Here is a 15,268-nt window from a genome sequence, read left to right as displayed (position 1 = left end):
CGGTCTCGGGGGCAGGGCCGCGCCGCACTCTATCGGGAAGTACCGGCCGTCCGCTCGGCACCGTCCCCACCGAGCAGCCCGGTCAGCAGCGGACCCAGCTGGACCAGCGCCTCCGGCTCCATCATGCGCAGGTGGGTGGAGTCGATCGAGTGCTCGGCCACCGGGCCGTCGGTGTAGCGCCGCCAGCCTGCCGCGCCCGCGTGCGGCTCGGCGCCCGCGTCCAGCCGGGTGACGCCGACGAAGTCGATCCGGCCGTCGAAGACGGCGGGCCGGTACCGGGTGACGTGCTCCACCGCGCGCACCGCACCCCGGTAGATCCGGCGGATGCGGTCGGCGGTGAGCACGGCCAGGTCGGCGGGGACCGATTCCAGCAACACCGCGAGCGCCTCGTCGCCCAGCTCGCCGAGGCTGCCCGCGTCCGGCAGCGCATCCGGAGCGATTCCGACCTCGGCGAAGGCGGTACGCACTTCGTGGCGGAAATCGTCCAGGTCGATTCCGGGCACGCCGTCCAGCACGGCCAACAGCTCCACCTCGGCGCCCTGCTCCCGCAGCCGGACCGCGATCGCGTGCGCGAGGACGCCGCCGAGCGACCAGCCGAGCAGCCGGTACGGCCCCTCCGGCCGCACCGCGCGGATCTCGGCCACGTACCTGGTGACGATGTCGGCCACCGAGAGCGGCCGCCAGTCGTCCTCGGAGAGCGCGGGCGACTGGATGCCGATGATCGGCTGCGCAGCGGGCAGGAAGCGGGCCAGCCCGGCGTAGGCCCAGGCCAGCCCGGACATGGGGTGCACGCAGAAGAGCGGCGGTTCGGTGCCGGTGGCCCGGATCGGCAGCAGTACGCCCATCGCGGCGTTCGCGTCGCCACCGTCGGCGAGCGCCTCGGCGGCCCGGGCCGCCACCCCGGCAACCGTGGCGTCGCTGAAGAACACCGCCACCCGCAGCTCGGCGCCGCCGAGTTCGCGGATGCGGTTCACCACCTGGGTGGCGAGCAGCGAGTTGCCGCCCAGCTCGAAGAAGTCGTCGTCGGCGCCGACCCGGTCCAGCCCGAGCACCTCGGCGAATGCGCCTGCCACCAGCTCCTCGCTGAGCGTGGCCGGGGCGCGGAACGCCCTGGCCGCGAAGACCGGCTCGGGCAGTGCGGCGCGGTCCAGCTTGCCGACCGGGGTCAGCGGGATGCGGTCCAGCACGGTGATCGCGGACGGCACCATGTAGCCCGGAAGCCGGGCGGCGACGTGTTTGGTCAGCTCCGCGGTGTCGATATCGCGGCCGACCACGTACGCCGCCAGCCGGCCGTCGCGCCCGACGGTCACCGCGAAGTCCACCGACCCGTGCGCGGCCAGCGCGGCGTCGATCTCGCCCAGCTCGATCCGGAAACCGCGCACCTTCACCTGGAAGTCGGAGCGGCCCACGTACTCGACCTCGCCGGAGCGGGTCCAGCGCACCACGTCGCCGGTGCGGTACATCCGTCCGCCGGGCACGTGCGGGTCGGCGACGAACCGCTCCGCGGTGAGCCCCGGCCTGGCGTGGTAGCCGCGCGCCAGGCCGGCGCCGGACAGGTACAGCTCGCCCGCGACGCCGACCGGCACCGGCCGCAGCCCGGCGTCCAGGATCAGCGAGCGCATGCCGCGGACCGGGGCGCCGACGGTCACCGGCGCGCCGGGCACCATCGGGCCGCTGATATTGGACATGACGGTGGTCTCGGTCGGGCCGTAGCCGTTGTGGAAGGCCCGGCCCGGCGCCGCCCACCTGCCGACCAGCTCCGGCGGGCAGGCCTCGCCGCCGGCGACGAGCACCCGCAGCGACTCCAGCCCGGCCGGTTCGAAGGTCGCCAGCGCCGCCGGGGTGACGAAGGCGTGCGTGATCCGCTCGCGCTCGATCAGCTCGGCCAGCTCCGCGCCGCCGTACAGGTCGGCGGGCGCCACCACCAGCGCGCCGCCGCACGCCACCGCGAGCATCAGCTCCAGGATCGAGGCGTCGAAGCTGGGCGAGGCGAAGTGCAGGGCGCGGGTGTTCGCGTCGAGGCCGAAGTGCTCGGTCTCCACCTGGGCGAAGTTGGCGACGCCCCAGTGCGCCACCACAACGCCCTTCGGAACGCCGGTCGAGCCCGACGTGTAGATGACGTACACCGGGTTGTCCGGGTGCAGCGGCCGGAGCCGGTCCGCGTCGGTGATCGGCGCGGCGTCGTACCCGGCGGCGTCGAGGTCGTCCAGCACCAGCCAGCGCGCCGAATCCGGCAGGGCGGCGGTGACACCGCGCACGGTGAGCCCGAGCCGCGCGCCCGAGTCGGTGACCATGTGCGCGATCCGCTCGGCCGGGTAGGTCGGGTCGACCGGGACGAAGGCGGCGCCGGTCTTGGCCACCGCCCAGACCGCGAGCACCGAGTCCGCCGACCGCGGGACGGCGAGCGCCACCCGGTCCTCCGGGCCCGCTCCGGCGGCGATGAGCAACCGGGCCAGGCGGTTCGAGCGCGCGTCGAGCTCGGCGTAGCTGATGCTCTCGCCCCGGTACACGACCGCGGGCGCGGCGGGGTCGACCGCCGCGGCGGCGGCGAGCAGCTCGGGCAGCGGCCGCGGCAGCACGGCGGCCTCGCCCCAGCGGGCGATCAGCTCCGCCCGCTCCCTCGGCGCGAGCACGTCGACCGCGCCGACCGGCGCCGCCGGGTCGGCGGCGACCGCGGCGAGCAGCCGGACGAAGCGCTCGGCGAAGCCTGCGGCGGTCTCCGGGTCGAACAGATCGGTGGCGTACTCCAGCAGCCCCGCGATGCCGCCGGGCTCGCCGCGCTCGTCGCGCAGCTCGCTGAGCGTCCACTGCAGGTCGAACTTGGCGACGGCGGTATCGGATTCGACCCCGGCGATGCGCAGCCCGGGCAGCTCGAACTCGGTGGCGGGCAGGTTGGCGAGCGAGAGCACCACCTGGAAGAGCGGGTGCCGCGCCTGCGAGCGCACCGGGTCGAGCAGCTCGACCAGCCGCTCGAACGGGATGTCGGCGTGCGCGAAGGCGGCCAGGTCGACGTCCCTGACCCGGGCGAGCAGCTCGGTGAAGGGCTCGGCGGGCTCGATGCCGGTGCGCAGCACCAGCGAGTTCACGAACATGCCGACCAGGTCGTCCAGCTCGGGCTCGCCGCGGCCGGCGATCGGGGTGCCCACGGCGATGTCGTCGCCGCCGGAGAGCCGGGCGAGCAGCACCGCGAGCGCGGCGTGTACCAGCATGAAGAGCGTGACGTTGTGCTCGGCGGCCAGTGCGCGCAGCGCCAGGTGCAGCTCGGGGTCGACGGTGAACGGCTCCCGCGCGCCCGCGAAGCTGGCGGTGCCGGGGCGATGCCGGTCGGCGGGCAGCGCGAGCTCGTCCGGGAGCCCGGCCAGCTCGGCGCGCCAGAACCCGGCCTGCGCGGCGAGCACGCTCTCCGGGTCGTCCTCGGCGCCGAGCACGCGGCGCTGCCAGAGCGTGTAGTCGGCGTACTGCACCGGCGGCGGCGCCCATGCCGGGGTCGCCCCGGCCGCCCTCGCCGTGTAGGCGACCATGAGATCCCTGGTCAGCGGCCCGACCGACCAGCCGTCGGCGGCGATGTGGTGCGCGACGAAGACCAGGACGTGCTCGTCGGTGCCGACGATCCGGAACAGCTCGACCCGCACCGGCACCTCGGCGGTGACGTCGAAGCCCTCGGTGACCACCGACTGCACGCAGGGCAGCAGATCGTCCACGGTGACCAGCTCCGCGGAGAGGCCGTCGAAGGCCGCGCGCACCGAGACCACGCGCTGCACCGGCCCGGCGTCGGTGCGCGGGTACACCGTGCGCAGCACCTCGTGCCTGCCGACCAGGTCGGCGACGGCCTGCTCCAGCGCGGGCACGTCGAGCGCGCCGGTGAGCCGGACCGCGATCGGGATGTTGTAGACCGCCGAGCCGGGGTCGTACTGGTTCAGGAACCACATGCGCTGCTGGGCCAGCGAGAGCGGCAGCCGCTCCGGCCGCTCCGCCGCGACCAGCGGCGGCCGCGCGCCGGAGCCCGCGTGCTGCTCGGCCCGCGCGGCCAGCGCGGCCACGCTGCCCGCCTCGAAGATGGCGCGCACCGGGACGGTCGCGTCCAGCGCGGCGCCGATCCTCGCCACCACCTGGGTGGCGAGCAGCGAGTTGCCGCCGAGCGCGAAGAAGTCGTCGTCCGCGCCGACCCGCTGCACGCCGAGCACCTCGGCGAAGACCCCGGCGACGATCTCCTCGATCGGGGTGGCGGGCGGGCGGAAGCCGCGGGAGCGGAACTCCGGCACCGGGAGCGCCTTGCGGTCGAGCTTGCCCGAGGTGTTCAGCGGGAACTCGGGCAGCACGGTGACCACCGCGGGCACCATGTACCCGGGCAGCGCCGCGGTGACGCCCGCGCGCACCGCGTCGGGGTCGAGTTCGGTTCCGGGCGCCGGCATCACGTACCCGGCCAGGAATTCGCCGGTCGCGCCCGCCGCCACCAGCACCGCGGCCTGCGCGACGCCGTCGACGCCGAGCAGCGCGGTCTCGATCTCGCCGAGTTCGATGCGCTGGCCGCGGAACTTGACCTGGAAGTCGACCCGGCCGCCGTAGACGAGCACGCCGTCGGCCCGCCAGGACACCACGTCACCGGTGCGGTAGAGGCGGGATCCGGGCGGGCCGAACGGGTCGGCCACGAAGCGATCCGAGGTGAGGTCGGGGCGCCGGACATAGCCGCGCGCCAGTTGTACCCCACCCAGGTACAGCTCGCCGGAGACTCCAGCCGGAACCGGCCGCAACCGCGAATCCAGCACGTAGACGGTGCAGTTCCACTCCGGGACGCCGATCGGGACGATGGCGGTGTCGGCGGCGGTGACCTCGTGGTACGTCACCGAGACCGCGGCCTCGGTGGGGCCGTAGACGTTGTGCACGGCGGCGTCGGAGACCTTGGCCAGCGCCGCCACCGTCTCCGGGGGCAGCGCCTCGCCGATCACGAAGACGTCGCGCAGCGTGGCCAGGTCGGCGCGGGCCGCGTACTGCGCGAAGACGTTCAGCATGGAGGGGACGAAGTCGGTGCGGGTCACCCGGTGCGCGCGCACCAGCTCGGCGATCTGCCTGGGATCGCGCTGGGCGCCGTCGGCGGCGAGCACCAGCCGGGCGCCGCTCGCGGGCGGCAGGAAGTAGCCCCAGATCGAGACATCGAAGGTGGAGGCGGTCTTCTGCAGGTAGACGTCGTCCGGGCCGAAGCCGTAGTGCGCGGCCATCCAGGCGATCTGGTTGGCCACCGCCCGGTGCGTGATGGTGACGCCCTTGGGGCGCCCGGTGGAGCCGGAGGTGAAGAGGGTGTAGGCCGGGTTGTCCGGCGACGGCACCGGAAGCGGGCCGTCGAAGCCGGGCTCGCCGTCCAGCTCCTGCACCACCAGCGGCGCCTCCAGCTGGACAGGGAAGCCGGTCTCGGCGGAGATGAGCACCACCGCGGGGCGCGCGATGTCCAGGATGTGGCCGATCCGCTCGGCCGGGTGCGTCGGGTCGATCGGCACGAAGGCGCCGCCCGCCCGCAGCACCGCGTACATCCCGACCACAAGCTCGACCCCGCGCGGCAGCGCGAGCGCCACCGGCACCTCCGGCCCCACCCCGCGCGCCGCGAGCACCCGTGCCAGCCGCTCCACCCGCGCGGAGAGCTCCGCGAAGGTCAGCCGCTCGGCCCCGGCGACCAGCGCGACGGCCTCCGGCTCGGCGCGCACCCGCTCCTCGAAGCCCTGGTGCAGCAGCTCCCAGCGCACCGGGTGCGCGGTCGAGTTCCACTCGCGCAGCACCCGTTCGGCCTCGGCGGTGCCGGTGAGCGGGATGTCGCCGACGGTGCTCGCCCGGTCACCGACGACGGCGCGCAGCACCCGCTGCAGCCGGGCGACGAACTCGACGGCGGTGGCGCGGTCGAAGAGGTCGGTGGCGTAGGTGAGGCCGCCGACGATGCCGGTGGGGACGCCGTCGGGGCCGTAGTTGTCGCCGACGATCAGGTGCAGGTCGAATTGCGAGAGCGCGGTGTCGATCTCGACCCCGGAGAGGCTCAGCCCGGGGAGCTCCAGCTCGGCGGCGGCGAAGTTCTGGAACGAGAGCCCGACCTGGAACAGCGGGTGCCTGCCCTGCGAGCGGGCCGGGTTCAGCACCTCGACCAGCCGCTCGAAGGGCACGTCGGCGTGCGCGAAGGCCTGGATGTCGGTGCCGCGCTGGCGGGCGAGCAGCTCGGTGAAGCGCTCGTGCGGGGCGATTCGCGAGCGCAGCACAAGGGTGTTGACGAACATGCCGATGAGGTCGTCCAGGCCGGGCTCGGCGCGGCCCGCGATCGGGGTGCCGATCACCACGTCGTCGGTGGCGGCCAGCCGGGCCAGCAGCACCGCGAGCGCGGTGTGCACCACCATGAACAGGGTGGCGCCCTGCGCGCGGGCCAGGTCGGTGAGCGCGGCGTGCGTCTCGGCGTCGATCTCGACCGGGACGACACCGCCCGCGTAGGAGCGCACCGCGGGGCGCGGGCGGTCGGTGGGCAGCTCCAGCTGGTCGGGCAACCCGGCGAGGGTGCGCGTCCAGTAGGCGAGCTGTTCGGCGGCGAGCGACTCCGGGTCGTCCTCGGCGCCGAGCAGGTCGCGCTGCCAGATGCTGTAGTCGGCGTACTGCACCGGCAGCGGCGCCCAGCCGGGGGCATCACCCTGGGTGCGGGCCGCGTAGGCGATCATCAGGTCGCGGGTGAGCGGGGCGACCGAGGCGCCGTCACCGGACACGTGGTGGATCGCCATGGCCAGCACGAAGTCGTCCGGGGCGAGCTCGAAGAGCACCACCCGCAGGGGGACCTCGGCGGTCACGTCGAAGGCCGCGGTGACGAGTTCGGCCAGGGCACCGGGGATCTCGTCGGGGGTGAGCGGGCGGACGCGCAGCTTCGGCGTCGCCTGCTCCGGCGCCAGGATCACCTGGGCCGGGCCGTCCGCGGTCTCCGGGTAGACGGTGCGCAGGATCTCGTGCCGCTCCACCACGTCGGCGATGGCGGCGCGCAGGGCGGCGGTGTCCAGCGCGCCGCGCAGCCGGACCGCGACCGGGATGGTGTAGGCGGCCGAGCCGCGGTCGAAGCGGTTCAAGAACCACATGCGCTGCTGGGCGGGCGAGAGCGGGATGTGCGCCGGGCGGGGCGCGGCGGTGAGCGGGGGCCGGGCGCCGCCGCCCGCGGCCTGCTCGGCGCGGGCCGCCAGCCCGCCGACGGTGGCGATCTCGAAGAGCACCCGGACGGGGATGTGCGCGTCCAGCGCCGCCCCGATCCGCGCCACCACCTGCGTGGCGAGCAGCGAGTTGCCGCCGAGGCCGAAGAAGTCGTCGTCCAGGCCGATCCGGCGCTCGGTGCCGAGCACCTCGGCGAAGACCCCGGCCACGATCTGCTCGACCGGGGTCACCGGGGCCCGGAAGGCGGCCTTCTCGAAGACCGGCTCCGGCAGGGACTTCCGGTCCAGCTTGCCGCTGGCGTTCAGCGGCATGGCCTCCAGCGGGACCAGCGCGGCGGGCACCATGTAGCCGGGCAGCCGGGTGCCGAGGTGCGCGCGCAGCGCGGCCTGGTCGGCCGTCGCGGGGACCACGTAGCCGACGAGGCGGTCGCCGGTGTGCGGGTCGGTGTGCAGGACGACGACCGCCTGGGTGACGTCCGGGTGCGCGGTGAGCGCGGCCTCGATCTCCTGGAGTTCGATGCGCAGGCCGCGCAGCTTCACCTGGAAGTCGGTGCGGCCCAGGTAGGTCAGGGCGGCGTCGGGGCCGCGGCGGACCAGGTCGCCGGTGCGGTACATGCGGGTGCCCGCCGGGCCGAACGGGTCGGCCACGAAGCGGTCGGCGGTGAGGTCGGGGCGGCCCGCGTAGCCGCGCACCACCTGCGCGCCCGCAAGGTACAGCTCCCCCGCGACCCCGGCGGGCACCGGGTGCAGCCTGGCGTCGAGGACGTACGCGGCGGCGTTCCAGACCGGCGTGCCGATCGGCACCGCGCCGGGCACCGCGGCCGGGACCGGGGTGTGCGTGGCGTGCACGGTGAACTCGGTGGGGCCGTACAGGTTGTACAGCGCGGCCGGGGTGATCCGGCGGACGGCGTCAACGACGGCGCCGGTCAGCGCCTCACCGGCGAGCAGCAGCGCCCGCAGCGAGGTGATGGCCGCCGGGTCGGCGCTCGCGGCGAAGACGCTCAGCATGGACGGCACGAACGAGGTCATGGTGACGCGCTGCTCGGCGATCACCTCCGCGAGGTAGCGGGGGTCGCGGTGGCCGTCCGGGCTCGCGACGACCATCCGGCCGCCGACGCTCAGCGGGCCGAACAGCTCCCACACCGACACGTCGAAGGTGGCCGGGGTCTTGAACAGCACCACATCGTCCGCGCCGATCCCGTACTCCGCGGTGATCCAGCGAACCTGGTTCACCACCGCGGCATGCGGCACCGCGACACCCTTGGGGCGGCCGGTCGAGCCGGAGGTGAAGATGACGTAGGCCGGGTTGTGCGGGCGCAGCGGCGCGTTCCGGTCGGCGTCGGTGAGGGGGGTGTCCAGGTAGCCGGTGAGGTCGACGGCGCCGAGGTCGAGCGCGGGGTGCGCGCCCGCGTCGAAGCCGTCGGCGGTGAGCGTCAGGACCGGGGCGGCGGTGTCCAGGATGTGGCCGATGCGGTCGGCGGGCTGGTCCGGGTCGAGCGGGACGTAGCCGCCGCCCGTCGCCAGCACCGCGTAGGCGGAGACCACCAGGTCGACCGAGCGCCGCTGGCCGAGCGCGACCAGGGTCTCCGGGCCGACGCCTGCCTCGACGAGGCGGCGCGCGAGGCGGTGCACCCGGGCGCCGAACTCGGCATAGGTAAGGATGCTGCCGTCGGGGTCGATCAGCGCGGTGGCGTCCGGGGTGCGGCGGGCCTGCTCGGTGAAGAGGTCGGGGAGCAGCAGCGTCGGGCCCAGGTCCCGCGGTTCGACGGTGTGCGGCAGGTTCGCCGTCTCGGTGGCGGAGAGCAGCGGGATGTCGCCGACGGGCGCGGCGGGGTCGGCGGCGATGCCGGTGAGCAGCCGGACGTAGCGCTCGGCGAAACCGGCGACGGTCTCCGGGTCGAACAGGTCTCTCGCGTAGGAGAACTCGGCGGCGATGCCGTGCTCGCCCGCCTCCCGCAGCGCGAGCATGAGGTCGAACTTGGCGGTGTCGATGGGGAAGTCGACGGCGTCGGCCCGCAGCTCCGGAAGCTCCAGGCTCGTGGCCGGCAGGTTCTGCAGCGAGATCATCACCTGGAAGAGCGGGTGCCGCGCGGTGGAGCGCTCGGGGTCGAGGAGCTCGACCAGCCGCTCGAAGGGGATGTCGGCGTGCGCGAAGGCGGCCAGGTCGTGGTCGCGGGTCTGCGCGAGCAGGGTGTCGAAGCCGGCGCCGGGGGTGATCTCGGTGCGCAGCACGAGGGTGTTCACGAACATGCCGATGACGTCGTCGAGCTCGGCTTCGCCGCGCCCGGCGACCGGGGTGCCGACGACGATGTCGAGGCTGTTCGAGAGCCGGGCGAGCAGGGCCGCGAGGGCGGCGTGCAGCACCATGAACAGGGTCGTGCCGTGCGCGCGGGCCAGTTCGGTGAGCGCGGCGTGCAGGGCCGGGTCGATCAGGAACCCGTGGCTGCCGCCCGCGAAGGACTGGGTGGCCGGGCGCGGGCGGTCGGCGGGGAGCGCGAGTTCGGCGGGGAGCCCGGCGAGGCGGTCGCGCCAGTACGCCGCCTGGGCGGAGAGCAGGCTGTCCGGGTCGTCCTCGGCGCCGAGCACGGCGCGCTGCCAGAGGCTGAAGTCGGCGTACTGCACCGGCAGCGGGGGCCAGGCGGGCGGCTGCCCGGCGGCGCGGGCCGCGTAGGCGAGCATGATGTCGCGGGTCAGCGGGCCCATGGACCAGCCGTCGGCGCTGATGTGGTGCGCGACGAAGGCGAGCACATAGTCCCCCGAGCCCTGTTCCAGCAGGGCGGCGCGGAAGGGCGGGTCGACGGTCACGTCGAAGCCGGTGCCGAGCACCTCGGCGAGCTGCTCGTCCAGCCGGTCGGCGGGGATCGGGGTCAGCGCGGGGGCGACCCGGTCCACCGGGAGCACCACCTGGTGCGGGATGCCGTCGGTGTCGGCCGGGTAGACCGTGCGCAGCGTCTCGTGCCTGGCCACGACGTCGGCGACGGCGCGGGCGAGGGCGGCGGTGTCGAGGGTTCCGGTGAGCCGGACCGCGACCGGCAGGTTGTTGACCGCCGACTCCGGGTCCAGGCGGTTCAGGAACCACATGCGCTGCTGGGCCAGCGAGAGCGGCACCCGCGGCGGGCGCACCCCCGCCACCAGCGGAAGCCGTTCGCCCGCAGCGCCGCTCGGGAGCGCGGCGGCGAGGCCGGCGACCGTGGTCCGCTCGAACACCGTGCGCACCGGCACCCTGGCACCGGTCAGCGCGCCGAGCCGGGCCGCGACCCTGGTCGCGACGAGCGAGTTGCCGCCCAGCTCGAAGAAGTCGTCGTCCGCGCCGACCCGCTCGACCCCGAGCACCTCGGCGAACACGCCCGCGACCGCGCGCTCGGCCTCGGTCGCCGGCTCGCGGTAGGCGCGCGCCGCGGCCGCAGGGACCGGGAGGGCGCGGCGGTCCAGCTTGCCGCTGGGGTTGAGCGGGAAGGAGTCCAGCACGACCAGGGCCGAGGGGACCATGTAGGACGGCACACCGGCGCGCACGTGCGCCAGCAGGTCGGCTTCGGTGACCGACGGCGTGCTCCCGGAGATCTCCACACCCGGTGCGGGAACCACGTAGCCGACCAGCCGGTCACCGGTGGCGCCGCGGACCAGCTGCACCGCGGCCCGCTGCACGGCCGGGTGCGCGAGCAGCACGCTCTCGATCTCGCCCAGCTCGATGCGCTGGCCGCGCAGCTTCACCTGGAAATCGCTGCGGCCCAGGTACTCCAGCGCCGATCGGGCACCGGCGTGCACCCAGCGCACCACGTCACCGGTCCGGTAGAGCCGGGTTCCGTCCGGGCCCGCGACGAACCGCTCCGCGGTCAACCCGGGCGCCGCGGCATACCCGCGCGACAGCTGCACACCGGACACATACAGCTCACCGGCCGCACCGACCGGAACCGGAACCAGCTGCCGATCCAGCACGGCGACACCGGTGTTGGCCACCGGCGCCCCGATGGGCACACCGGTCCCCCCGCGCGCCGCGGCGGCGGGGAAGGAGCTCACCACGGTCGCCTCGGCGGGCCCGTACCAGTTCTCCAGCCGGACGCCGGGCAGCAGCGCCGCGGCGCGCACGGCCGTCTCCCGGGAGAGCGCCTCACCGGCGGCGAAGACGAAGCGCAGCGACGGCAGCGACACCTCGGGCACGGCATCGAGGAACGCCTCCAGCATCGACGGCACGAAGTGCACCGCCGTCACCGAGTGCTCGGCCAGCACCCGCGCGATATACGCCGGATCCCGATGCCCCTCCGGCTCCGCGACCACGATCGCGGCACCGGTCTGCAGGGGCCAGAACAGCTCCCAGGTGGAGATGTCGAAGGTGCTCGGCGTCTTGAACAGCACCACGTCGCCGACGCCGTGCGGGTACTCCCGCTGCGCCCACCGGAACTGGTTCGCCATCTGCCGATGGGTGATGACCACACCCTTCGGCCGCCCGGTCGACCCGGAGGTGTAGATCACGTACGCGACATTCCCCGGCCGCGGCTCTACACCCGAGAAAGGTTGTCCGACGACATCATCGACCACCACAACGGGCACATCGGCCGCCGTGGCGAACCCGTCCCGCCCGGTGGTCAGCGCCAGCGCGGGCCCGGCGCTGCCGAGCACGTACTCGCTGCGCTCGACCGGGTGATCCGGATCGATCGGCACGTACCCGGCCCCGGTGCGCAGCACGGCGTAGACCGCGACCACCAGCTCCACCGAGCGCCGCATGGCCACCGCCACCAGCGATTCCGGGCCGACCCCGCGCCCGGCCAGGTACCCGGCCAGCTCGCGGGAGCGGGCGTCGAGTTCCCGGTAGGTCAGCGTCTCGCCGTCGGCGAGCACCGCGGCGGCGTCCGGTGTCCGCGCGACCTGGGCGTCGAAGAGCGAGACCAGCGTGGCCCCGTCCGCGAACTCCGGCGCGGCGGTGTCGTTCACCCGGGCCAGCACCGCGCGCTCGGCGTCGGTGAGCACGTCGATGTCGGCGACCCTGGCACCGGGCTCGGCCACGAACCGCGCCAGCAGCGCGGCGAACCGGTCGGCCAGCACCCGGACCTGCTCGTCGTCGAAGACCTCGCGCAGGTACTTGATCTGCAGCTGCCACTCCCGGTCCGGCACCACCATGACGGTGAGCGGGTAGTGCGAGCCGTTCACCCCGGTCGCGCCGGTGATGACCATGCCGTCCAGGGCGTCGGCGGCGTCGGTGAGCGCGGCGGCGTCCACCGGGAAGGACTCGAAGACCAGCAGCGAGTCGAAGAGGTCGGGCACGCCGACGGCCGCCTGGATCTCGCTCAGCCCCACGTAGTGGTGGTCCAGCAGCCCGGCCTGTTCGGCCTGCAGGGCGCGCAGCACCTCGGTGAGCGTGCTGTCCGCGCCGAGCCGCACCCGCACCGGGATGGCGTTCAGGAACAGCCCGACCATGGACTCGACGCCGGGCAGCTGCGGCGGCCGCCCGGAGACGGTGGCGCCGAAGACCACGTCGTCGCGGTCGACCGAGCGGGCGACGAGCAGCCCCCAGGCCGCCTGCACCACGGTGTTCACGGTGACCCCGACCTCGCTCGCCAGCAGGGCCAGCCCGGCGGTCTGCTCGGCGCTCAGCGCGAAGCCGAGCTCGCCGATGCCGTCGGCCAGCTCGCGACCGCGCCTGGCGGGCGCGAGCGGCGTCGGCTCGGCGAAGCCGGCCAGCGCCGCGCGCCAGGCGTCGACGGACTCGCCCTGGTCGCGGTGCGCCAGCCAGGCCAGGTACTCCCGGTACGAGCGCACCGGGGGCAGCGCGGCGGCGGAGCCGAGCGCGTAGACGGTGAGCAGGTCCTGCATGAGCAGCGGCATGGACCAGCCGTCGATCAGGATGTGGTGCGCGGTCACCAGCAGCCGCCAGGCGTCGGGGGCGGTGCGGATGAGCGCGAAGCGCAGCAGCGGGGGGCGGCGCATGTCGAAGCGCTCGGCCAGGTCGGCGGCGAGCAGGCGGTCGGTCTCCATCGCCGCGGTGTCGGGGTCGAGGTGCGCGAGTTCCACCGTGCGCCAGGGCAGCTCGACCCGGTCGAGCACCACCTGCACCGGGTTGCCTTCGCCGTCCTCGGCGAAGGCGACCCGCAGGTTGTCGTGCCGGTCGAGCACCGCGGCGGCCGCGGCGCGCAACCGCTGGGCGTCCACCCGGCCGCCCAGATCGATCACGAACTGCGTCATGTACGCGTCGATCGAGGTCTCGGCGAGCAGCGCGTGGAAGAGCATCCCGGACTGCAGCGGGGTCAGCGGCCACACCTCGGCCAGCCCGGGGTAGCGCAGCGCCAGCCGCTCCCGCTCGGCCTCCGGCACCGGCGCGAGTTCGAGCTCGGCCGCGGCGGCCTCCGGCTCGGCGGTGTGCGCCCGCCCGGCCAGCGCCTCCAGCGTGCGGCTCTCGAAGACCTCGCGCGGGGTGAAGACGACGCCGCGGGCGCGTGCCCTGGAGACCACCTGGATGGCGGTGATGCTGTCGCCGCCGAGCGCGAAGAAGTCGTCGTCCAGCCCGACCCGCTCGGTGCCGAGCACCTCGGCGAGCACATCGGCGATGGCGAGCTGCACCGGCGTCTCCGGCGCCCGGTAGGTCTTGTGGTCGAGCACCGGCTCCGGCAGCGCGCGGCGGTCCAGCTTGCCGACCGGGGTGAGCGGGATGGCGTCGAGCACCATGACCGCGGTCGGCACCATGTGCGCGGGCAGCCGCGCCTCGGCCAGCTCGGTCAGCGCCGCGGTGTCCACCGGCGCGCCCCCGGCCGCGTGCACGTAGGAGACGAGAATGGTGGCGCCGCTGTCGAGTTCGTGGCCGACGGTGACCGCGAAGTCGATCCCGTCGTGCGCGGCGAGCACCGCGTCGATCTCGCCGAGCTCGATCCGGAAGCCGCGGATCTTCACCTGGAAGTCGTTGCGCCCCAGGTACTCGATCTCACCGGAGGGCAGCCTGCGCACCAGGTCGCCGGTGCGGTAGAGCCGGGAGCCGCTCTCCTCGAACGGGTTCGCGACGAAGCGCGCAGCGGTGAGCGCGGGCCGCGCGTGGTAGCCGCGGGCCAGCTGCGCGCCGGTGATGTAGAGCTCGCCGACGACGCCGTCCGGCACCGGGCCGAGCCGCTCGTCCAGCACGAACTCGGTGATGTTGCGGATCGGCCTGCCGATCGTCACCGGCTCGCCGGGGACGAGCGGATCGCTGATGTTGGTCATGATGGTGGTCTCGGTGGGGCCGTAGCCGTTGTAGAACTCGCGGCCGTCGAAGGCCCAGCGCCGCACCAGATCCGGCGGGCACGCTTCGCCGCCCGCGACCACCACGCGCAGCTCGTCCAGGCCGGTGGGGTCGAGCGAGGCGAGCACCGCCGGGGTGATGAAGGCGTGCGTGGCGCGCTCCCGGCGGAGCAGCCTGGCCAGCTCGTCGCCGCCGAAGATCGCCGGGTCGACCACGACGAGCGCGGCCGCGCCGCCGAGCGCGAGCAGCAGCTCCAGCACCGAGGCGTCGAACGAGGGCGAGGCGAAGTGCAGTGCGCGGGAATCGCTGTCGACCCGGTACCGGTCGCGCTGCTCGTCGCAGAAGCTCTTCAGCCCGGCCTGGGTGACGACGACGCCCTTGGGCAGCCCGGTCGAGCCCGAGGTGTAGATGACGTAGGCGGCGTCGTCCGGGCGCAGCGCCCGGCGCCGGTCGGCGGTGGTGACCCGCTCCGGCGACCACGCCTCCAGATCCAGGTCGGCGTCGATCGCGAGCCACTCCACCGTCTCCGGCAGCTCGGCGCTGACCGCGCCGACCGCGAGCCCGAGCAGCGCGCCGGAGTCGCGCACCATGTAGGCGACCCGCTCCCGCGGGTACCTGGGATCGACCGGGACGAACCCGGCGCCGGTCTTGGCGACCGCCCAGACCGCGAGCACCGACTCCAGCGAACGCGGGATGCCGACCGCGACCAGATCGCCAGGCCCGACCCCGCGCGCCAGCAACAGCCGGGCGAGCCGGTTGGAGCGCTCGTCGAGCTCGGCGTAGCCGAGGCTGCCGTAGGTTTCGTCCGCCCCGGCGAACACCACCGCGGTGCCGTCCGGGTTCGCCTCCACCGCCGATGTCATCAGCTGGGGCAGCGAAACCAGGCGCGACCTGCGGGTGCGCGCAGCCC

Annotated in this window: 1 pseudogene; it reads right to left on the bottom strand. The window is 74.5% G+C overall.

Annotated features, from left to right (window positions below):
• Positions 1 to 29 precede the first annotated feature (29 nt).
• Positions 30 to 15,221 (bottom strand): annotated as a pseudogene (locus tag ACFUJ1_RS11355) (amino acid adenylation domain-containing protein); the annotation flags it as partial.
• Positions 15,222 to 15,268: the final 47 nt, after the last annotated feature.

The sequence above is a fragment of the Nocardia sp. NPDC057227 genome, assembly GCF_042669725.1.
Taxonomy (GTDB): Bacteria; Actinomycetota; Actinomycetes; order Mycobacteriales; family Mycobacteriaceae; genus Nocardia; species Nocardia asteroides_A.
Note: the sequence above shows the minus strand (reverse complement) of the source record. Positions and strands in the feature narration are given on the sequence as shown.